We start from the raw sequence: 18424 nt of genomic DNA on the forward strand, positions 1-18424 counted from the left end.
AGTGAAGCGTCAGATGCGCCGTTGGATGGGTCTTTTCCTATTGCCCGTTGCCCTGGGAAGCTGCGGGACGGCATCCGGCACAACGGGCATCACGCCAGGAACTTCCGATCGCTGGTATGTATCAGTACTCGGTCCGAGGGACGGAGGCGCAATAGACCACTGCTTCGAAGACCCGCTCATCGAAGAATCGATCGAATCAGCGGATCTGCCTTCCACACGCCTGAGCATCAAGCTGTTCGGGACGGGGACCCAGGACGACGCCAAACGGATTGCTGACTGCCTCAAGCCGGGCGCTGGCAGCGGGGCAGTGTCCATCACCAGTCCAGGAACCTGATTCACTACGCGGAACGCCACTCCTGCACCGATGCCCTTTCAACCTTGACAACCTCATGGCGGCCGAGGATTGTCGTGATCAAAGGCCTAGGAAAAGAGGTCTGCGATGACGGTTAAGGGACACCGGTCGCGTAGGTGGGCGGCCCGGCATGAAATTGTGCTCTACCTGGTTTTGGCTTATGCGATTTCATGGTGCATCTGGCCGCTGGTGCTCATGAATCCGGAGAGCAGCCCCCTGGTGCCGTTTGGGCCCGGACTGGCAGCGGTCCTGGTTGCATTCCTGGCAGGTGGCCGCGCGGGCCTGTCCGGTCTCCTGCGCCAGCTGGGACGGTGGCGAGTCCATCCCGCATGGTACGGCGTGGCTTTGGGCGTACCTTTTGCCATCCCCGCCCTGGCCTTGGGCGCTGCAGTGGTGGCCGGAGCGCCGGTCCCCACCTGGGAGCCATCCGACGTTCTGCAGGTGGCCGGATCAATCGCTGTCACGATCGTCATCGTGGGCATTTTCGAGGAGCTGGGCTGGCGGGGTTTTCTGCTTCCGCGGCTGCAACACGGCCGGAGCGCCCTAGTAGCCGCGTTGATTGTGGGACTGGTGTGGTTGCCTTGGCATCTGCCGGAATTCGTATCCGATCCGGATCAGCGCCCCCTGGCACCATTCGCGATCTATGTCTTCGCGCTGTCGGTGCTGCTCGCCTGGCTCTATAACAGCACGCAGGCAAGCCTGCCTATAGTCATCCTGTTCCACGCCGCCTTTAACAGCTTCGCTCGGTTCTTCCTCTCCGAACTGCAAGGGAGCCAATACCTTGTGGCGTGGTGGGCGCTGGCCGGCCTGGTCGCCATCCTGGCGCTGGCAGTCGTCGGGTATGCCGGCCCGCACGACCTGGTCAGGGGACGTCAATCCCGGCCCACCGCCGCATCGCGCTAGACTGCGATCATGACCGGTGCCCCGCCCCGTCTTCCAGCCTGGCTCGCCGCCCTGGCGGTCCTCCTTGCGGGCTGCTCGCCTGCGGCAGGCCTCGATGAGACCACCGCCGTTCCACCATCCCCGACCTCCTCGGCCCAGCCAGCCGCCGTCGACGCCGCCCCGCAGCAGAAGCCCGTTCCGGCACAGGTTCCCACGGCCACACCGGCCCCCACGCCGCCCCCCACGCCGCCCCCGGTGCCGCAGGCATTCGCCCTCAACCTCTACCAGGAGGGGGACTTCGTGCCGCAGTACACCTTCGACTGGTGTGTTGCGGCGAGCATTCAGATGGCACATAACCTCATCGACGACACAGGCGGAGGTACCTGGGCCGACCGCGCTCAGCAGAGTGACTTGTGGGATATGGCCCGGGCACGGTCTTCCAATTCGTTCAATGGTGCCAACCCACTCGGCTGGGCGCAGGTGCTGACAGAGGTCGGGATGGGGCCCTACTCCGTCGTCAGCGTCCCCGACTACGAGGACGCGCTCCAAACCGCGGCGCGGGCTATTGCCGACACAGGCCGCCCGGTGGGGTTGGTCATGTGGAGCGGCCGCCACGCATGGGTGATGAGCGGGTTCGAATCGGTCGGGGACCCCGGGCAGTTCACCGAGTTCTCGGTCACCGGCGTCCGCGTCCAGGATCCGCTCTACCCGCACGGCAGCGGGCAGTGGGGTCCGTCGCCAGCGCCCAACAGCCTGCTCACCCCGGAGCAGTTGGCGACCCAGTTCGTGGTTCGGGAGCCGCGGCGCTGGAGCAGCGAACTGCCGGCCGGCTACCTGCTGGTGCTGCCGGTCGCGGCCTAGGTGGCTGGGGGACTTGCCGCCCCTGAAACGCGTTAGTCGCCGGACGCCACAACAGGGGCGCCTTTGCGGATGATCCACCATCCCAGTGTTTTGAACTCCTGACTTGGAGGGGTAGCCAGCCTCATTCGTGGGGTTTCCGTCAGTCGAGTATGCGGCCGGGCGGGTCAGCCGGCGTCGGCCTGACCTGCTCGAAGATGTCCAGCACCGCCTGCGTGGCGCGGCTGACTCCACGGTCACGCCAGACCACCACCACGGCCAGGTACGTCGGCGGACCAGCAAGTTCGCGGTAGACCAAGCCCGGCGGGTTCACGTGCGTCACCGACGACAGCGTCAACGTGACGCCCACCCCGGCTGCCACGAGGCTCAGGACGGCGTAGGAATCCGGCGCCTCCTGCATCACCCGCGGCGCGAATCCCGCCTCCAGGGCAAGGCGGGCAGTGGCGTTCCGGAGGTTGGAGCCGATGGTTGCCGGGAACGCGACGAAGGGTTCAGCGGCAAGACCGGCGAGCGGCACAATGTCCGCCGATGCCAGTGGATGGTCTTCGGGCAAGGCCACCAGGATGCGCTCATAGGCAAAAATACGCGTCCGGACATCCTTGTCCCGGACCGGTAGCCGTGAAAACCCGATGTCGATGGCGCCTGCCGCCACCTCGCCGGGGGCCAGTCCGCCGTAGACCAGCGACCTCAGCTTTAGCTCGATACCGGGCTCGGCCACCCGGACAGCCTTGGCCAGCGGTGGGACCACGTCCCGGCTGCTTGCGCCGGCGTAGCCCACCACCACCTGCCCCACTACCGCCGAGGAGCCGAGCATGGCCGCTCGTTCAATGAGGCTGGCACTCTCCAGCGTTTTCAGGATGGGCCCGTAAACGGCCTGCCCTGCATCGGTGAGGCGGACAACCCGGGAGCTCCGGTCAAAAAGTACGACGCCGAGATCCTGTTCCAGCCGCCGGATCCACACGCTGAGCTGTGGTTGTGCCACCGCCAGCCGCTCGGCGGCGCGGCCGAAGTGCAGTTCTTCTGCGAGAACTGCGAAGGCTCGAAGGTGTTTCAAATCCATGACGCCAGCCATTCATAAGGGTTCCGTTATCGGATCCTTAAGGAAAGTTTATTGGACACTTATCGTACGGTTCTGCGATCTTGAGTGTGCGCCAGGTTACCCCCGGCTGTGATGCGGAGCATGAGCTCCGGTCCGCCGCGCGATTCCTTCGCCTCCCCAGCGGCCAGCTTCCAGGTATCCCGTGAACCTGACGCGCGCCAACTTTTCGATTCAAAGAGGAAATCATGAGTAAAACTTTGGACAGGGCGGAAACGCCTGCGCTCAAGCGAGCCGCCGGCATGCAGAAGGTGACCGGCTTCTTCACAGAGCTGATGCGGCGCTACCTGCCGGACCCCTTTGTCTTCGCCATCATCCTGACCATCCTGACGGTGATCCTTGCCGTGGTGATCGAAGGCCAGAGCATCGCGGACGTGACGGAATCGTGGGGCAAGGGCTTCTGGTCGCTGCTTGCGTTCACCACCCAGATGGCAGTCATCCTGGCCATGGGCTACGTCCTGGCGAACGCCCCCGTGGTGGAGCGGCTGCTCAACGCGATCGTCAGCCGGGTGGAAACACCACGGACGGCCGTCATCGTGGCAACGTTGGTGGGTGCTGTGGGCTCCTACCTTAACTGGGGATTCGGACTGGTGATCGGCGGCATCGTCGCCAAGAAGCTGGCCATGCATGTCAAGGGCGTCCACTACCCGCTGATCATCGCCGCGGCCTACAGCGGCTTCACCATGTACGGCCTGGGCCTGTCCGCCACCATTCCCATGGTGATCTCAACGCCGGGACACCCCATGGAGAAGCAGATGGGGCTGATCCCGCTGGCCGAGACCATTTTCTCGTTACCCATGATGATCACTGCGGCCGTGGTCCTGGTGACCCTGCCCCTGCTCAACGCCATGCTCCACCCCAAGCCCGGTCAGCCGGTCACGGAGATCGACCGGGCCCTGCATTCCACCGAACCCCTCAAAGTCACGCTGGAGACTGACGCTGACACCTTTGCTTCGAAGCTGAACAACAGCCGGATCCTGGCCTGGGCAATCGGCATTCTGGGAATGGGCTACGTGGGTGTTCACTTCATCCGGGGCGGCGGGGTTGACCTGAATCTGATCAACTTCTTCATCCTGTTCCTGGGCATCCTCCTGCTGGGCACTCCCAACGCCTACCTGCGCCAACTCAACGAAGGAATCAAGACAATTTCCGGCATCATCCTGCAGTTCCCCTTCTACGCGGGAATCATGGCGATCATGGCTGCGTCCGGGCTTGTGGTCACGATCTCAGGTGTCTTCACCAGCATCTCCACCCCGGAGACCCTGCCGTTCTGGGGACTGATCAGCTCCTTCCTGATCAACTTCTTCGCTCCCTCCGGCGGCGGGCACTGGATGATCCAGGGTCCCTTCATGATCGATGCGGCCAACGCCATTGGTGCTTCCACCGCCCAGACCTCCATGTCCGTCATGCTGGGCAACGCCTGGAACGATCTGGTCCAGCCCTTCTGGATCCTGCCCGCCCTTGCACTGTCGAAGCTGAAGCTCAAGGACATTATGGGCTACACCGTGATCATGATGTTCTGGGTTGGCGTCATCTACATTGCCGCCATCCTGCTCTGGGGCTTCCTGGGCTAAGACCCGCCCGGCTCAACCCTCCAACAAGAAAAGAGAAAAAGATGCTGTTCCTTGTACGCATGGACGTCAACCTTCCCGTTGACATGCCCTCTGAGGAGGCGGCGGCCCTCAAAGCAGTGGAAAAGGCCTACTCCCAGGATCTTCAGGAGCAGGGAAAGTGGCGCCACATCTGGCGCGTTGTGGGCGAGTACTCCAACTACTCAGTTTTTGACGCTGAAAGCAACGACGAACTCCACACCATGCTCTCGGGCCTGCCCCTTTTCCCGTTCATGGACATCTCGGTCACACCTCTGGCGAAGCACCCGTCCGACGTCAACTGACCGGCCAGCAACTGGCCAGCCGGTATCCGGCTCACCCAGCTGACTGACGCCGCCGCGCTGTCCTCAGGGCAGCGCGCTGGCGTTGATGACGTTCCCGCCGTCGGCCGTGACATAGCAGTCCACGCGGCGGTCGCCCGATTCCCAGCTTGTGCTGCTGGGGTAGGCGCGCTGGAAGTTCAGGACGTATTCGTTGGCTGCCGGCGCCAGCCTCGCCGCCTGGCAGGCTTCCAGGGCCTTGGCAGCAAGGGCTTCCCGGCCCGGGTATGAGCCGCTGGTTGGATAACGGAACACGGCCACAAGCTGGGCTGAATGGGCGGTATCGCAGGCCACGACGGTGGACCGCAGGGACTCCGGGTCAAAATCCTTGAAACAGTCACCAAGGCGGAAGTCGGCCGGTGCAACCCCTTCCCGGGGCAGCGCAAGCGGGGTGGGCGGGGGAGTGGGTGAGATTTCCACCACGCCCGAGCCGCCGTCGGCCGTCTTCCCGGAGTCCTTGCCCAGCCACATGGCCAGCCACACCAGTCCGCCGATGACGCCCACCAGAACCAGTACGAAGACAGCCTTCAGCAGCGTGGACCCGGTCCGCCGTGGCTTCCGGGCAGGGGCATCCGGGTGCGGCGCGGGGGCGGACTGCTCACCGGACTGCCGGGCGGCCACCCTGGGCAGCCCTGCAGTGGGCGGGGCGGCTGGTCTGGGCGGGGCCGGCCGCGGTCCGCCGGGGGCGCCCTGCGGGCCCTCAGCTGCCGGCCTGGCATCGGCGTCCTGCTGGTTCATCGGGATACCCTCCTGGGGTTTTCAACTCGCCATGCCGCCGCTCCGCGCACCCGGATCGGCAGCCGTTGAAGAGACTCTATCCAACAAAAAAGCCGGGAACCCCGCGGTGCGCCGCGGAAAGGGTACCCGACATGGCGTTTGAACGCCCGCGCCGGGGAGCAGTGGGCGCCGAAAGCATGTAATCTAGGTGTACGACAAATTGACCAAACATTCCGGGGCCTCACCGATAGCCAAGGTGACCACCTCCGGTCCGAGTACAAAAGGGGGTCACGCCATGGGGCGCGGCCGTCAAAAGGCAAAAGCTACCAAGCAGGCTCGGGATATTAAGTACTATTCCCCGAACACTGACTATTCGGCCCTTCAGCGTGAGCTCAAAGGCCCAGAAGGTCGTGCCACGAGCCATTTCGCGAATGAGCCGGTTGAACCGGACTATTCAGCTTATGTGGATAAGTACGCGGACGATTTGGAAGAAGACGACGACGAGGTAGATACCCGTCGGATCGGCTAGTTGTCGCAGGCCCGTGTCGCCGTAAGGCAACCGGCCCCGTGACGCCGCAGTACCTCCGGACCACACAGCTTGTCCGTCAGTACAGCGCTTCTTTTCCAGCACACCGGATCCCGGCGGATCCGCAGTGCTGGCCTCAGTTATCAGGCCCGTCGCCTGTACCGGAACCCGGTGCAGGCGGCGGGCCTTTTGGTGTTGACTGAAGGTGTTGATGCTTTGTGCGCCGCGAAAGGACTCCCACATGCCCGGAAACACCACTTCACGCAGATACTCCCACGGCGAACCGTGCTGGGCTGACGTCCAGACCCGGGACGTTGACGCAGCCAAGGCTTTCTACACGGCTGTCTTTGGTTGGACCTTCAAGGACATGCCCACCCCGGATGGCCGCAGCTATGCCCAGGCCTTCATCGCCGAGGACCTGGTAGCCGTCGTGGCGCCGCAGAACCCGCACCAGGAATCGGTGGGCACCGATGCCCAATGGAACATCTACTTCGCCGCGGAAGACGCTGGCGCGGTGGCCGCGGAAACGCCGCACGCCGGCGGCCAGGTCCAGTTCGGTCCGGAGGTAGTGGGGGACACCGGCGTGATGGTCTTCGTGGACCCTCCGGGCGGCGGGACTACCGGTGTGTGGCAGCCAGGCACGCACACCGGCACAGGGCGGTACAACGAGCCAGGTGCCCTCTCCTGGACCGAACTGCTCACGCCCGAGCCGCAGGCCGCCGTCGGATTCTTCCAGCAGTTGTTCGGCCACGAGGTGACCGAGTACCCACAGGACGACGGCGGCACCTACACCACGCTGATGGTGAACGGCGCGGAGGTGGCCGGCATCGTCGCTGCAGACGCTCCTGCCCGCTGGCAGATCTACTTCGGCGTCTCCGATGTTGCCGGCACCGTGCGCAAGGCTGTGGCGGCGGGTGCCGAGGTGCTGATCGAACCGGGAGACGACGATCCGGAGACTCCCGGTGCCACTGCGACGCTGAAAGACCCGCAGGGCGGCGTCTTCAGCCTGCTGGAGGTCTAAAACCCGCATCCGCGCACTTGGTATGGGGCGGGACCTCGGACCCTACCCCCGGCTGCCCGCCGCGCTCAGAATCGGAGCAATGGTTGTCCGCGAGGCGAAAGGCGCCCGCCATGATGTGGGGTTACGGAAACGGCATGTGGTGGATGTGGGTCTGGGTGCCGCTCCTGCTCATCGGCATCGCACTGCTGGTGCTGCTGGCTGTCAGGATGTTCGGCGGCGGTTATCGTGGCGGGTTCGGCCCGGGAGGCCCTGAGGGGCCAGGTGGTCCACCGCCGGTGGGTCGGAGCAGGGCCCGGCAGATCCTCGATGAGCGGTTCGCGAAGGGAGAGCTGACCGCGGACCAGTACCGGGAAAACCTTCGGGTGCTTGGCGAGGGTCCGTAGTGCAGCCCATCAGCCGTCGTAAGGCGCTTCTTCTGGGCGGACTGGGTGCGGCGGCAACGGTGGCGGGCGGGGCCGGGGTGATCTGGACGCTGGGGACGTCGCAGTCCGGCCCGGTCAGCGGACATGAACTGGCTACGCCTCCGGAAGAAGGAAGCACCGGCGGCCAGCTGCAGGTTCGGCTCGAAGCCGCACCGGGAGAGCTGCCGCTGGCGGGCCGGCAGGCCGCGGCCCTCGCTTACAACGGGAGCATTCCCGGCCCGACTCTTCGCCTGCGCGCAGGCGATGTCCTGAAGATCAAGCTCGTCAACAAAGTCGCCGCCCCCACCAACCTCCACATGCACGGGCTCCATGTCACACCGCAGGGCAACGGGGACAACGTCCTCATCGCGGTGGAGCCCGGAGCCACGTTCGACTACGAGTACAGGCTTCCGGAGGATCATCCGCCGGGCGTTTATTGGTACCACCCGCATCATCACGGAATGGTGGCCGACCAGATCTTCGCCGGCCTTTTCGGAGCCATCATCGTTGAGGACCCGGAGCCCATTGAGGCAAGCATTGAGCGGGTGCTCGTGGTTTCGGACATCACGCTGGACGGAAGGGGGAACATCGCCGGAGTCCCGGAAATGGACCGGATGATGGGCCGGGAAGGTGAATTGGTCCTGGTCAACGGCCAGAGCAACCCTCAATTCAGCGCCCGGCCAGGGGAACGGGAAAGGTGGCGAATCGTCAACACGTGCGTGGCCCGCTACCTCCGGCTCCGGCTCGATGGGCAGCAGCTGCAGCTCCTGGGCATGGACTCCGGCCGCTTCCAGACCCCGGAGAATGTTGAAGAAGTGCTGCTCATGCCGGGCAACCGGGCCGACCTGCTGGTGACCACAGCAGCAGGTGACTCCGTCCTGCGGGCCCTGTACCAGGACCGCGGGAGCATGCCGGGAATGATGGGGGCAGGATCAGGCGCGCGGAACCCTGCGGGCCAGCCCGACGGCGCCGCGCTGGCCACCCTCCGTGTGTCCGGCGGGCGGGCGGAACCCCCCGAGGCCGTTCCCGATTACCAGGGGCTGGGAGACGTGCGCACTTCCGCTGTTGCGGCCCGCCGGCAGATCGTCATGGCGATGGGCATGGGTGGCGGGATGGGGATGGGCGGCGCAGGCATGATGCGGTTCACCATCAACGGGCGGACATTCAACGCGGCCAGGACAGATATCACGGCGACGGCCGGGGATGTCGAGGAATGGACGCTGACCAACACCAGCCCCATGGACCATCCGTTCCATTTGCATGTGTGGCCGATGCAGATCATCGAGCAGGACGGCCAGGCAGTCGACGCTGTGCGCTGGCAGGACGTGGTGAACATCCCGGCCAACGGGCGGGTAAAGGTCAGGGTGCCGTTCAGGGACTTCCGCGGGCGCTCCGTCTTCCACTGCCACATCCTTGATCACGAGGACCTCGGCATGATGGGCGTCATCGAAGTACAGTGAGGAGACGGGGCAGCAAGAAGCCCGGAGCTTCATCACGAAGCCCCGGGCTGCTTGATGAGGGGTTTTAGGCGTAGGCGTTGACCAGGCGGACGGCACCGCCGTCCACGCCCTTGGCGCCCTGCACGTAGTCCGGGCCGGTCTTGAGGATCGAATCCGAATCCGTGGTGACGGTGCCCATGATCCAGGACGGCAGGCCGCGGTCGTTCAGGCGGGCCACGGCGGCGTCGGCAGCTTCGGCGGACACGATGGCCACCATGCCCACGCCCAGATTCAGGGTGCGCTCCAGATCGGCCAACGGTACGTTGCCCAGTTCGGAAACGAGCTTGAAGATGGCCGGCAGTTCCCAGGTGGCGCGGTCCACGGTGGCCACGAGGCCCTGCGGCAGCACGCGGGCCAGGTTGGCTGCGAGACCGCCGCCGGTGACGTGGCTGAAGCCGTGAACGGCGTTGGTGCTGTTCACCGGGAACGTGCGGGCCAGGTCCAGGCAGTCAGCGGCGTAGACGCGGGTGGGTTCCAGCAGTTCCTCGCCCAGGGTGCGGCCGAGTTCGGAGACCTGGCGGTCCAGTGCCCAGCCGGCGTGGTTGATGACGCGGCGGACCAGCGAGTAGCCGTTGGAGTGCAGGCCGGAGGAGGCCATGCCGATCACGACGTCGCCGGCGCGGACACGGTCAGGGCCGAGCAGGTCGGAGGCCTCGACAACGCCGGTAGCGGCGCCTGCGACGTCGTATTCGTGCTCGCCCAGCAGGCCCGGGTGCTCGGCTGTTTCGCCGCCCACCAGGGCGGTGCCGGCCACGGAGCAGGCTGCGGCGATGCCGCGGACGATGTCTGCGATGCGCTCCGGGACAACCTTGCCGCAGGCGATGTAGTCGGTCATGTAGAGCGGCTCGGCACCCACCACCACGATGTCGTCCACCACCATGCCCACCAGGTCAAAGCCGATGGTGTCGTGGATGTCCATGGCCTGGGCGATGGCAACCTTGGTGCCCACGCCGTCGGTGGAGGTAGCCAGCAGGGGACGCTTGTAGGTCAGGAGCCGGGAGACGTCGTACAGTCCGGCGAAGCCGCCCACGCCGCCGATGACGGATGAGTTGTGGGTTGCCTTCACGGCATCCTTCATCAGTTCCACGGCGCGGTCGCCGGCTTCGACGTCAACGCCGGCGGAGGCATACGTGATGCCTGCGGCGTTCTGTGAGCTGTGGCCGGCGGCGGGAGTAGCGGAAGTCATACGGACTCTTTCTTGTCGGCGCCGGTGGAGGTGGCTGCATGGTGAATCTCGGGCACGCGGTCTTCTTCGGTCAGCAGGTCCTCAAACTCAGCGTCCGGTCCGGGATCGCAGCCGTCGGAGCCTTCGTCGTTTGCCGGGTCCTCATCGATGCCGATGGTGGCCACGGCCAGTGCGGCGGTGGTGCCCGGGAGGGCAGAGGGCGACGGCGCCAGGCCGCCGAGGTCGGTGCGCTCCAGGAGGTTCTTGCCCAGTTTGTCCGAGCCCGGGAGCGCGATGGGGTACTTGCCGGTGAAGCAGGCGGTGCAGAGACGTTCGCGCGGCTGCTGGGTGGCGCCGATCATGCCGTCTTCGGAGATGTACGCGAGGGAATCGGCACCGATCGCCTGGGAGATTTCCTCGATGGTGGCGCCGTTGGCGATCAGCTCCGCACGGGAGGCGAAGTCGATGCCGTAGAAGCAGGGCCACTTGACGGGAGGGGACGAGATCTTGATGTGCACGGCAGCGGCGCCGGCTTCGCGGAGCATCCGGACGATGGCCCGCTGGGTGTTGCCGCGGACGATCGAGTCATCCACCACCACCACGCGCTTGCCGCGGATCACGGACTCAAGCGCGTTCAGCTTGAGCCGGATGCCCAGCTGGCGCAGCGTCTGGGACGGCTGGATGAACGTCCGGCCAACGTAGGAGTTTTTGACGAAGCCGTGCGCGAACGGGATGCCGGATTCCTCGGCGTAGCCCACCGCTGCGGGGGTGCCGGACTCCGGGACCGGAATGACTATGTCCGCTTCCTGGGTGTTTTCGCGGGCGAGCTGGCGGCCCATCTCCACGCGGGACTCGTACACGGAACGGCCGGCGATGGCCGCGTCCGGGCGGGCGAGGTACACGTACTCGAAAACGCAACCCGCCGGCGTCGGCTCCGCGAAGCGCTTGGAACGCACGCCGTCCTCGTCGATGGCGATGAATTCGCCGGGTTCGATTTCCCGGATGAAGCTGGCGCCCACGGTGGCCAGGGCGGACTGCTCGGAGGCAACCACCCACCCACGGTCCAGCCGGCCCAGGACCAGGGGGCGGATGCCGTAGGTGTCACGTGCCGCGTAGAGGGTGCCTTCGTCCATAAAGACGAAGCAGAAGCCGCCCTTGATCTTCGGCAGCAGTTCGATGGCTGTTTCCTCGAGGGTCTTGCCCTCTTCGCCTTCCAGCAGCGCCGTGACCAAGGCGGTGTCAGAGGTGTTGCCCTGCTTCATTTCGCCGCTGAGCTGGCCGCCGTTACGTTCCTGGATCATGGCGTTGAGCTCTGCCGTGTTCGTCAGGTTGCCGTTGTGCGCCAGGGCGACCGTGCCGGTGCTGGTGGCGCCGAGGGTGGGCTGGGCGTTGGCCCAGTGGCTGGCTCCGGTGGTGGAGTAGCGGCAGTGTCCCACCGCCAGGTGCCCGGTCAGGGTGTTCAGCGTGGTCTCGTCGAAGACCTGGGACACGAGGCCCATGTCCTTGTAGACGTTGATCCGCTTGCCGTCGCTGGTGGCAATACCAGCCGACTCCTGACCGCGGTGCTGTAGTGCATACAGCCCGTAATAGGTGAGTTTTGCTACTTCTTCACCTGGTGCCCAGACCCCAAAAACGCCACAAGCGTCCTGAGGGCCTTTTTCGCCAGGGAGAAGATCATGAGAAAGTTTTCCATCGCCGCGTGCCACTGGTCGATTATCTCACGAGATGAGGTACGACTTTTCCGCCGCGGGGTTTGTGACTGGCAGCTAGGGCTGCGGGTCGTCGTCGGGCTCGGAGTCCGGGACGGCCTCCACCACGGCGCGTTGCTGGCGCTTAACGCTCCGCCAGTCCAGCAGCAGGGCAGCTACGGCGCCCAGGATGGCCCCGCCTGCGCCAAACGTGACCAGGAAAAATCCGAAGACCGCCCCGCGGTCAAATTCCTCGTCCCCGGGCAGTCCGTAGGCGACACCGGCCGCCACCAGAAATCCCACCAGGGCGCCGAGGATCAGGAACGGCACATACTTCGGGGCCCGGCGCACGGTGACCTCGCGGCGCTCAGCGGGGGTTTCTTCAAAAGCCATGCCATCTAGCCTACTCATCTGCAACGTCACCGCCGGCCCGATATTATCGGCGAAGGACTGGGCGTTGCACATCACAGGGGGACAGGGCTGCATGGAAACCGTCATGTATGGGGCGAGGGCCGCGGAATCGGAGCGCGCGGCAGGGATCAGGGACTACGGGCTGGCGCCTGCCCGCGCTGGAGGTCCCGGTATTCTGCCAGGAACCGACGCCGCCGGGGCGCTGGAGAACCTTGTCCGGCTGGCGGCCCGGCTCTGTGGTGTGCCCTACAGTGTGGTCAACATCATCACGGAGGACCAGCAGGTGCAGATCGCGGCGTCCGGGCTGGACGCCGGGATCTGCTCCCGCGAGGACTCGATGTGCGCCAAGGTTTTCCTCAGCGGGCACACAACGGTTGTAGCCGATGCGTCCAAGGATCCGAGGTTCGCCGATAGCCCGTTTGTCTCCGGCGAGATTGCTGAAGTCCGTTTCTACGCCTCCGTTCCGCTGGAAACTGCCTCAGGTTTCGTCCTGGGCTCGCTGTGCGTTTTCGGCGACGATCCCGCCAACCCCACCGCCGAGCAGATCGGCATGCTGGAAGTGCTGGCGCACCAGGTGGTCGAGGTGCTGGAGCTTCGGCACCGCACCCTGCAGCTCAGCGACGCGCTGACTGAACTGGAACGCAGTAATGAGATGCTCGCCGAGTTTGCCGGCCGGGTGAGCCATGACCTGCGCATCCCGCTGACCACCATCCTCGGATATGTGGAACTCGCGGAGGACGATGCAGCCATCCCCCCGGGCCATCCTGCCGCCGAATACCTGCAGCTCATCGGCGGGGGAGGGCACCGCATGCTGAAGACCCTCGAGGATGTGCTGGCGTACGCCAAGGTGGACGGCGCCCTGCGCCGCGAGCGGGTTTCCCTGCTGGCGGTGACAGCGGAGGCGGCACAGGATCTGGGGCTGGACCTGGGCCCGGTGAGCGGCATCTACTGTGACGACGGGGAACTGCTCGCAGACCGGGCCCAGCTGCGGACCCTGCTCCAGAACCTCCTGGCCAACTCGCTGAATTACCGCAGCCCCGAGCGTGAACTGCGGGTCACCGTCGGCGCGGCGCCAGGCGAGCGCGGGGTGACGGTCAGTGTGGCGGACAACGGCGTCGGGATCCTGCAGGCGGACAGGAAGCGGGCCGTGGAACCCCTGGTCAGGCTGCACCGTTCGGGCGACGGCCCCGGCACCGGCCTGGGCCTGGCGACGTGCCAAAGGATCGCGCACGCCCACGGCGGGGACCTGGAAATCAGTGACACGCCCGGCGGCGGCGCCACCATCGACGTGCTGTTCAGCTGGGAGCTGCAGGGCGCCTTGGCGCCGGCCCGCCCCTAGTCCTGCGATGTCCGGGTGAGCACCCAGGTGTTGGTGCCGTCCTGCCGTTCAAAGGTCACCGTGGTGACGAGGGCATGGATGAGGGCCAGTCCGCGGCCGGACTCTGAGTCGTCGCCGGGGGTTCCGGGTGTCATGGGTCCGAACGGCGGCTTCGCGTGGAAGGCACTGACCCGCGCCTGCAGCAGCGTGGGCTGCACGCTGATTTCCACTCCCAGCTCCACGGGCCGTTGCGCCTTGGCCGGCTGGGCGTGCTGGACGATGTTGGAGGCCGATTCGATCACCGCAGTGGCGAACGTCATCTGGTCCACGTCCTGGACGAACGGGGCATCCTCCCAGAGGCCGTCCAGTTCGTCGTGGACGGACTCGATGGCGTCCAGGTCCGCCAGGCCGCGAAAGCTCCGCTGGGCCAGCACGTCAGTCATTGCTGAACGCCTCTTCCGGGGAGGCATAGGACGTCAGGACGCGGTCCATGCTGGTCAGTTCAAGCACCATCTTCACCTGGGGCTGCACGGACGCAATACGGAGGTCCCCGCCTGCCTGCCGGGCCGCCTTGAGGCAGCCGATCAGGGCGCCGAGTCCCGAGGAGTCCATAAAGCCTGTCTTCTCGAGATTCACCACGATCCGGCTGGAACCGCCCGCGATCACATCGGTGACGTACTCCCGCAGCTTGGGTGCGGACACCATATTGAGCCGCCCGTCTGCCCTGACCTCCGCGTATGAATCCTTGACCTCATGGCTAAACTCCATCGGGTTCCCTCTCTCCAGCTTTAATGTCCACAGCGGGTTCGAAACCCTTGTACAAAACGGCGCGCACCAGGATGCTCATGACCACCAGGTCAAAAATAACCCAGGCAACGTTAACCAGCGTGCCAAGCGGCTCGGCCAGTCCGGTAACCAGCCGGATGATGCCGACGACGGCGGCAATCGCCAGCAGCCCCGCCACCACGAGCTGGGGGCGGATGAGGCTCCAGCTGGGGCCGCCGCTCTGGCGGGCCTTGGGGGTGACCGCGAACCCGAGGGGCCGCCCGAACCAGACGTTCTTGGCCGCCGTCGAACACGCCTTGATCCAGGTGGGGAACAGCGCCAGGCTGTACTGCTGGCCGCGCCAGGTGGGGATTCCGCGGCCGGCGACGGCGAACAGTAACTGGTTGGCGATCATGAACGGGATGAACCGGATGAAGAAGTCCCAGCTGAGGCTGGTCACGGGGAGGATGCCCAGGAGCAGGTAGATGATGGGCGCGGCGAAGTAGATGACCGCCGCATAGCCGCTGAGGTAGGTCCACATGGTGGCGAAGTACATGAGCCGCTGGCCGATTTTCAGGCCCTTCTGCACCAACGGGTTTTCGCGCAGCAAGACCTGGATGGTTCCCTGCGCCCACCGGAGGCGCTGGGTAAGCATAGTCGCAATGTCCTCCGGCGCCAGGCCGTAGGCGAGGACCTCGTGGTGGTAGACGCTCTCCCAGCCCATGGCGTGCATGCGCATGGCGGTGGCCATGTCCTCGGTGACCGAGATGGTGGCCAGCGGCATCACCGGCTGGGCTTCGTCGATGCGCTCCACGTTCAGAGCGTCCAGGACGGCCTGCACCGATTCCAGGGCTCCCAGCGGGGACCAGTCCCGGGCGGACATGCGCTGCACGGCGTCATCGGCGACGACGGGGACGCCGGCCTCGCCTACGTGGGCGAGCTCCATGGCGGCGATCTCTTCGAGGTCCGCCTGAAGTGCCGAAACGTCTGCCTGGACCAGGGTCTGGACGGCCAGGTCAACCCGCCGGCGGACCCGGTAGGTGATTTCGCTGAGCGGTTCACCGGCTGCCAACTGTTCCTGGGCTTCCCTGGTGGCCGCCTCCACCTGGTCCAGTACGTCAGCAACCAGGGGCGTATCCATATCAGCCGATTTGCGGGCCTGCCGGATGGCGGAGCGGGAGGCGGCGAGGGCGCGGCGGATGCTCTTTTCGGTTTCCTTGACGTAGCCCACCAGGCCCAGCTGCATCAGGGCTTCGCGGCGCAGGATGGCGTTGGAACCGCAGAAGAAGGCAGCGTTCCAGCCGTCCTTGCCCTGCTGGATGGGGCCATAGAACAGCGGTGCCTGGCTGCCGAGCGGATCGTCCGCGGGAACGTTACTGAAGTACTGCGGGGTCTGGACCAATGCCACGCGGCGGTTGTTGAAGTAGCCGAGGGTCTTTTCCAGGATGTCCGGTTCGGGGATCTGGTCCGCGTCCAGGATGAGCAGGAATTCGCCGTGCGTGACCATCAGGGCGTTGTTCAGGTTGCCGGCCTTGGCATGGCGCGGGACGTTGGCCGTCCAGTCCTCGCTGCGCGTGACGTAGCCCAGACCATGCTCTTCGGCGAGGGCCTTCAGCTCCGGGCGCGCGCCGTCGTCCAGGATCCAGGTGCTGTGCGGGTGCCGGATTTTCTGGGCGGCCAGGGCGGTGGTCATCACCATGTCCAGGTCTTCGTTGTACGTGGTGATGAAGACATCCACGGTGGCGTCGTGGGGAGGTGCGGGTGCCGCCTTGCGGATCTTCAGCTTCCACACCGTCATGCCGAAGAGCATGACGTCGATCAGGCTGTAGGTTTCCGCTACCACCAGGGGGACGGCGATCCACCAGGCATCCCAGTTCAGCGAGGCGGCCCAGCGCCAGGCCACGTAGTTGAGGCCGAAGATGACCGTCAGGACCACTATCAGGCGGGTCCAGAAGCGGGTCATGCCGCGGCAGTTTCGGGCAGGCGGCGGACCACCACAACGGTGACGTCATCCTCGGCGGATTCGGCCGGCGCAAGCGCGAGGATCGCGTTGCTGGCGGCCTGCGCGGACTCCTTCCCGCGGACCGCTGCGAGCACCGCTGCGGTGAAGGCCTCCACGGAGTCGAAGACATCAAGGACGCCGTCGCTCACCACCACCAGGGAATCGCCGGGAGCCAGATCCAGGGTGGACTTCGGCCACGTGGTGCCCGCCCATGCTCCCACCGGGGGACCGCCGGACGGCAGCCGGTGCACGCCGCCGTCGGCCGTGACATGCAGTGCCAGTCCGTGGCCGGCGTCGACGTAGCTGACGTTGCCGGAGACAGCGTCCAGCCGGGCGTGGAACAGGGTGACAAAGGAGTTGGAGGAGTCCAGGTCAGTGGCGATGGCCTTGCTGGCGGAGGCGAAGGCGCCGTCCAGGTCCCGCCGGTGGCCCATGGAACGCATCACGGCCCGGACGGTGGCGGCGATGAGGGCCGCCCCCATGCCCTTGCCCATGGCATCGGCAAAGGTCAGGTGCAGGCCGTCCGGGGTCCGGTACCAGTCATAGAAGTCGCCTCCCACGCTGCGGGAAGGCCGGAAGGCACCGGCGAGATCGTACCCTTCGACCCGGACGTCCTCGTTGGGCAGGAGGCTTTGCTGGACCTCGGTGGCGCGTTCGAGTTCGCTGCGCGCGGCGGTGTCCACCGCGGGCGACTGGCGGCGGCGGCGGAAGAGGGCATTGATCCGTGACTGGAGCTCGCGGGGGCTGAACGGTTTGCTGATGTAGTCATCGGCGCCGTTGTCCAGGCCCGTGAGCTTGTCCAGTTCATCCGCGCGGGCGGTCAGCATCACGATGAAGGCATCGGAGAATTCCCGCAGGCGCTTGCAGACCTCAAGGCCGTCAATGTCCGGAAGGTTCAGGTCCAGGGTGACAAGATCGGGCCGTTCACTGCGGACGAGTTCCACGCCCGGCAGACCCGCCGCGGCCTCGGTCACGAGGAAGCCCTGCTTGACCAGAACCCGCACCAGAAGCCCGCGGATGTCCGGATCGTCTTCAATCACAACGGCTCGACGTGTTTCGGGCATGGAAGGCATAGCTCTACTTCTACCGTATTAACGCCTGCCGAGCATTGTCACATGCACCACAGTGCCGGTTAAGCACCTGCACCTGCCACGGCCGGTGCCACTTCCCGCGGCCGGTCTTGTCCCAATTTTTGGGCCCGCTTGAGGGGAACTTGAGCAACCGTGGCCACACTCGAAGGGAAGACCCATGAAGTATTGCCACACTTGCCGGAGGACGGTGCACGGCTGATGGAAAGAACTGAATCCGCTGAGGCGCTGCCCGGCATCGTGGCACGCTCGCTGAAGCTGATCCGGGAGCGCCACTTTTCCCGGAGCACCCTGCACTACCTGAGCCATTCCTGGAAGGTCCGCTCGCTGAACCGTTCCCTGGCCAGGGCGCTGGGGGAATCCTGGGAGGCCTCAAGCTGGCCGGGCGACAGGCTCGCAGTCGGCGTCGAGATGTCCGAGAAGGTCGAAAAACTGACCCGCCTCCTCAACCGCGAAACCGAAGTGCACGGCCGCCTGGTGGCGCTCCTGAAGTAGCCGTTCCCTGCTGACCCATTCCGTGGCACACTTATGCACAATCGAGTGGCTGGGGGATACCAGGTCAGGAGATTACGGTGCATTGGTTTACAGGCTGGGCCTACCTCTTATCGGGGCTCATCGTGATGGACACCCTGCTGGTGGTCCTGTGGCTAATGGACAAAGACTGGCCCCGGCGCTGGCGGAAAAAGCCCTGACCAACGCACCCGT

Annotated in this window: 19 protein-coding genes; 10 read left to right on the forward strand and 9 right to left on the reverse strand. The window is 65.6% G+C overall.

Translation table 11 applies throughout. The features are described 5' to 3' along the window. Positions 1 to 439: 439 nt before the first annotated feature. Together AC1MCA_RS12275 and AC1MCA_RS12280 are read left to right on the forward strand one after the other, a co-directional pair. Positions 440 to 1255, forward strand: coding sequence for a CPBP family intramembrane glutamic endopeptidase (locus tag AC1MCA_RS12275; RefSeq protein ID WP_479797566.1), 816 nt, complete (start codon positions 440 to 442; stop codon positions 1253 to 1255). A 9-nt stretch (positions 1256 to 1264) separates the two neighbouring features. Then, a complete protein-coding gene (locus tag AC1MCA_RS12280; RefSeq protein ID WP_479797568.1) occupies positions 1265 to 2095 on the forward strand; it encodes a hypothetical protein in 831 nt (276 codons plus the stop codon). A gap of 139 nt (positions 2096 to 2234) precedes the next feature. On the opposite strand, the gene AC1MCA_RS12285 is transcribed toward AC1MCA_RS12280, so the two are convergent. Next, positions 2235 to 3152 carry a LysR family transcriptional regulator gene (locus AC1MCA_RS12285; RefSeq protein WP_479797570.1) on the reverse strand — a complete coding sequence of 306 codons (918 nt, stop codon included), beginning with the start codon at positions 3150 to 3152 and terminating at the stop codon, positions 2235 to 2237. Positions 3153 to 3376: 224 nt separating this feature from the next. On the opposite strand from AC1MCA_RS12285, the gene AC1MCA_RS12290 reads away from it, so the two are divergent. Then, positions 3377 to 4762 (forward strand): short-chain fatty acid transporter, encoded by a 1386-nt coding sequence (locus tag AC1MCA_RS12290; protein ID WP_479797575.1) that lies wholly within the window; start codon positions 3377 to 3379, stop codon positions 4760 to 4762. A gap of 41 nt (positions 4763 to 4803) precedes the next feature. After that, positions 4804 to 5082, forward strand: coding sequence for a muconolactone Delta-isomerase (catC, locus tag AC1MCA_RS12295; protein ID WP_479797579.1), 279 nt, complete (start codon positions 4804 to 4806; stop codon positions 5080 to 5082). A 63-nt stretch (positions 5083 to 5145) separates the two neighbouring features. On the opposite strand, the gene AC1MCA_RS12300 is transcribed toward catC, so the two are convergent. Then, complete coding sequence (locus AC1MCA_RS12300) at positions 5146 to 5856, reverse strand: septum formation family protein (protein ID WP_479797585.1); 711 nt, start codon at positions 5854 to 5856, stop codon at positions 5146 to 5148. A gap of 274 nt (positions 5857 to 6130) precedes the next feature. On the opposite strand from AC1MCA_RS12300, the gene AC1MCA_RS12305 reads away from it, so the two are divergent. From AC1MCA_RS12305 to AC1MCA_RS12320, 4 genes are all read left to right on the forward strand, one after another. Continuing rightward, positions 6131 to 6364: a DUF3073 domain-containing protein gene (locus AC1MCA_RS12305; RefSeq protein ID WP_108598626.1), complete on the forward strand. Its 234-nt coding sequence runs from the start codon at positions 6131 to 6133 to the stop codon at positions 6362 to 6364. A 238-nt stretch (positions 6365 to 6602) separates the two neighbouring features. Then, positions 6603 to 7382 carry a VOC family protein gene (locus AC1MCA_RS12310; protein ID WP_479797589.1) on the forward strand — a complete coding sequence of 260 codons (780 nt, stop codon included), beginning with the start codon at positions 6603 to 6605 and terminating at the stop codon, positions 7380 to 7382. A 110-nt stretch (positions 7383 to 7492) separates the two neighbouring features. Then, entirely contained in the window at positions 7493 to 7765 is a 273-nt protein-coding gene (locus AC1MCA_RS12315; RefSeq protein WP_479797592.1) for an SHOCT domain-containing protein, read from the forward strand. Next, on the forward strand, positions 7765 to 9243 hold the full coding sequence (locus AC1MCA_RS12320; RefSeq protein ID WP_479797594.1) for a multicopper oxidase family protein: 1479 nt from the start codon (positions 7765 to 7767) through the stop codon (positions 9241 to 9243). Before AC1MCA_RS12315 ends, AC1MCA_RS12320 begins: the two co-directional genes overlap by 1 nt. A 64-nt stretch (positions 9244 to 9307) precedes the next feature. On the opposite strand, the gene purM is transcribed toward AC1MCA_RS12320, so the two are convergent. Genes purM through AC1MCA_RS12335 form a run of 3 tightly spaced genes read right to left on the reverse strand, consistent with a single transcriptional unit; the run spans position 9308 to position 12528 of the window. Continuing rightward, positions 9308 to 10468: a phosphoribosylformylglycinamidine cyclo-ligase gene (gene purM, locus AC1MCA_RS12325; RefSeq protein WP_479797597.1), complete on the reverse strand. Its 1161-nt coding sequence runs from the start codon at positions 10466 to 10468 to the stop codon at positions 9308 to 9310. Continuing rightward, a complete protein-coding gene (gene purF, locus AC1MCA_RS12330) occupies positions 10465 to 12153 on the reverse strand; it encodes an amidophosphoribosyltransferase (protein ID WP_479797602.1) in 1689 nt (562 codons plus the stop codon). Before purF ends, purM begins: the two co-directional genes overlap by 4 nt. A 60-nt stretch (positions 12154 to 12213) precedes the next feature. Then, positions 12214 to 12528 carry a hypothetical protein gene (locus AC1MCA_RS12335; RefSeq protein WP_479797606.1) on the reverse strand — a complete coding sequence of 105 codons (315 nt, stop codon included), beginning with the start codon at positions 12526 to 12528 and terminating at the stop codon, positions 12214 to 12216. A 91-nt stretch (positions 12529 to 12619) separates the two neighbouring features. Between AC1MCA_RS12335 and AC1MCA_RS12340 the strand changes: the two genes are divergently transcribed. Next, positions 12620 to 13885, forward strand: a complete 1266-nt coding sequence (locus AC1MCA_RS12340) for a GAF domain-containing sensor histidine kinase (RefSeq protein ID WP_479797608.1) — start codon at positions 12620 to 12622, stop codon at positions 13883 to 13885. Here the strand turns inward: AC1MCA_RS12340 and AC1MCA_RS12345 are convergent. The 4 genes from AC1MCA_RS12345 to AC1MCA_RS12360 are packed head-to-tail and all read right to left on the reverse strand — an operon-like array spanning position 13882 to position 17704. Further along, positions 13882 to 14307, reverse strand: coding sequence for an ATP-binding protein (locus AC1MCA_RS12345; protein WP_479797613.1), 426 nt, complete (start codon positions 14305 to 14307; stop codon positions 13882 to 13884). The genes AC1MCA_RS12340 and AC1MCA_RS12345 overlap by 4 nt on opposite strands. After that, positions 14300 to 14632 carry an STAS domain-containing protein gene (locus tag AC1MCA_RS12350; RefSeq protein ID WP_108598633.1) on the reverse strand — a complete coding sequence of 111 codons (333 nt, stop codon included), beginning with the start codon at positions 14630 to 14632 and terminating at the stop codon, positions 14300 to 14302. Before AC1MCA_RS12350 ends, AC1MCA_RS12345 begins: the two co-directional genes overlap by 8 nt. Continuing rightward, a complete protein-coding gene (locus AC1MCA_RS12355) occupies positions 14622 to 16592 on the reverse strand; it encodes a glycosyltransferase family 2 protein (RefSeq protein ID WP_479797618.1) in 1971 nt (656 codons plus the stop codon). The genes AC1MCA_RS12350 and AC1MCA_RS12355 overlap by 11 nt, the downstream gene beginning before the upstream one ends. Then, positions 16589 to 17704, reverse strand: a complete 1116-nt coding sequence (locus AC1MCA_RS12360; RefSeq protein WP_479797623.1) for a PP2C family protein-serine/threonine phosphatase — start codon at positions 17702 to 17704, stop codon at positions 16589 to 16591. Before AC1MCA_RS12360 ends, AC1MCA_RS12355 begins: the two co-directional genes overlap by 4 nt. A 216-nt stretch (positions 17705 to 17920) precedes the next feature. Between AC1MCA_RS12360 and AC1MCA_RS12365 the strand changes: the two genes are divergently transcribed. Further along, positions 17921 to 18214: a hypothetical protein gene (locus AC1MCA_RS12365; protein WP_479797626.1), complete on the forward strand. Its 294-nt coding sequence runs from the start codon at positions 17921 to 17923 to the stop codon at positions 18212 to 18214. The last annotated feature ends 210 nt before the right edge of the window (positions 18215 to 18424 follow it).

It is taken from the genome of Arthrobacter sp. BK1 (genome assembly GCF_056680055.1).

What these genes read in the sequence shown, in the direction of transcription:
- AC1MCA_RS12340 (WP_479797608.1), top strand. Translation starts at nt 12,620, where the DNA reads ATGGAAACCGTCATGTATGGGGCGAGGGCCGCGGAATCGGAGCGCGCG.
- AC1MCA_RS12360 (WP_479797623.1), bottom strand. Translation starts at nt 17,704, where the DNA reads ATGCCTTCCATGCCCGAAACACGTCGAGCCGTTGTGATTGAAGACGAT.
- AC1MCA_RS12335 (WP_479797606.1), bottom strand. Translation starts at nt 12,528, where the DNA reads ATGGCTTTTGAAGAAACCCCCGCTGAGCGCCGCGAGGTCACCGTGCGC.
- AC1MCA_RS12345 (WP_479797613.1), bottom strand. Translation starts at nt 14,307, where the DNA reads ATGACTGACGTGCTGGCCCAGCGGAGCTTTCGCGGCCTGGCGGACCTG.
- AC1MCA_RS12275 (WP_479797566.1), top strand. Translation starts at nt 440, where the DNA reads ATGACGGTTAAGGGACACCGGTCGCGTAGGTGGGCGGCCCGGCATGAA.
- AC1MCA_RS12350 (WP_108598633.1), bottom strand. Translation starts at nt 14,632, where the DNA reads ATGGAGTTTAGCCATGAGGTCAAGGATTCATACGCGGAGGTCAGGGCA.
- AC1MCA_RS12290 (WP_479797575.1), top strand. Translation starts at nt 3,377, where the DNA reads ATGAGTAAAACTTTGGACAGGGCGGAAACGCCTGCGCTCAAGCGAGCC.
- AC1MCA_RS12300 (WP_479797585.1), bottom strand. Translation starts at nt 5,856, where the DNA reads ATGAACCAGCAGGACGCCGATGCCAGGCCGGCAGCTGAGGGCCCGCAG.
- purM (WP_479797597.1), bottom strand. Translation starts at nt 10,468, where the DNA reads ATGACTTCCGCTACTCCCGCCGCCGGCCACAGCTCACAGAACGCCGCA.
- AC1MCA_RS12310 (WP_479797589.1), top strand. Translation starts at nt 6,603, where the DNA reads ATGCCCGGAAACACCACTTCACGCAGATACTCCCACGGCGAACCGTGC.
- AC1MCA_RS12365 (WP_479797626.1), top strand. Translation starts at nt 17,921, where the DNA reads ATGGAAAGAACTGAATCCGCTGAGGCGCTGCCCGGCATCGTGGCACGC.
- AC1MCA_RS12355 (WP_479797618.1), bottom strand. Translation starts at nt 16,592, where the DNA reads ATGACCCGCTTCTGGACCCGCCTGATAGTGGTCCTGACGGTCATCTTC.
- AC1MCA_RS12285 (WP_479797570.1), bottom strand. Translation starts at nt 3,152, where the DNA reads ATGGATTTGAAACACCTTCGAGCCTTCGCAGTTCTCGCAGAAGAACTG.
- AC1MCA_RS12280 (WP_479797568.1), top strand. Translation starts at nt 1,265, where the DNA reads ATGACCGGTGCCCCGCCCCGTCTTCCAGCCTGGCTCGCCGCCCTGGCG.
- catC (WP_479797579.1), top strand. Translation starts at nt 4,804, where the DNA reads ATGCTGTTCCTTGTACGCATGGACGTCAACCTTCCCGTTGACATGCCC.
- AC1MCA_RS12315 (WP_479797592.1), top strand. Translation starts at nt 7,493, where the DNA reads ATGATGTGGGGTTACGGAAACGGCATGTGGTGGATGTGGGTCTGGGTG.
- AC1MCA_RS12305 (WP_108598626.1), top strand. Translation starts at nt 6,131, where the DNA reads ATGGGGCGCGGCCGTCAAAAGGCAAAAGCTACCAAGCAGGCTCGGGAT.